The sequence below is a fragment of the Exiguobacterium sp. s152 genome (genome assembly GCF_018618335.1).
In the GTDB taxonomy this organism is placed as follows: domain Bacteria; phylum Bacillota; class Bacilli; order Exiguobacteriales; family Exiguobacteriaceae; genus Exiguobacterium; species Exiguobacterium chiriqhucha.
Map to the genome: position 1 here is coordinate 1 of NZ_JACSLX010000029.1, position 815 is coordinate 815.

An 815-nucleotide genomic window follows, 5' to 3' on the forward strand; every position below is an offset into this window, starting at 1 on the left:
CATGCGTTGTCGAAACACTAAAACCCAGCTGGCAAAGTTCTGTACTTTTCGTTGCATTATTGTGCACATTTGTATTGCAAAATACAGTTATACGAAAACGGACCTTTTCCCGGATCCCGCCCCACGGATCCAGGCGAGAGCAACGCGAGTCGCCCATCCCGTCAAAGAAAAACGTACGTTTTTCGTCCTTGCCCTTCCCGGACGGACCGGGACCGGTCCCCCGGCCCCACTCCATTCCGTTCAACCCATGTAACCTCGCTGTTTCATGCTGACGTACGACTCGTCCGCTCCGAGGATGAGATGGTCGAGCACCGGGATGCCGATGAGGTCCCCCGCCTCATGTAACCGTTCGGAGACGAGGATGTCCTCCCGGCTCGGCGTCGGGTCCCCGCTCGGGTGCTGATGACAGACGATGAGGCACGAGGCGTTGTTCAAGATGGCGCATTTGAAGACCTCCCGTGGGTGGACGACACTCGAGTTGACGCTCCCGACGTGTGCCCGGTGGACGCCGATGACCCGGTTCTTTGTGTTGAGCATGATGACGAGGAACACTTCACGGTCGTCGTCCCCGATGAACGAGGAACCGATTTGTCGGGCACTGTCCGGTGATTGGATGATGGCGTGCTCGAGAGCGACCATCTCCTCGCGAATCTCTTGTTTGATACGAATGACCTCGATGATGGATGTAAGTTCCATGATGGTTTGTCCCCTTTCGGATAAGCCGAGCTCAGAACGAACACCGTTGTGCGTCCTGTTGACGGGAACGAAGCGAGCGTCGGGAGACGGTGCAAGGGCGACCGCAGGGAGAGCCTCAA

General features: G+C 57.2%; 1 protein-coding gene. It reads right to left on the reverse strand.

Annotated elements, in window-relative coordinates; translation table 11 throughout:
• Window positions 1–240: 240 nt before the first annotated feature.
• Window positions 241–815: JAB domain-containing protein (locus KNP72_RS15725; RefSeq protein ID WP_353048472.1), on the reverse strand; the 575-nt coding region annotated here is incomplete at its 5' end.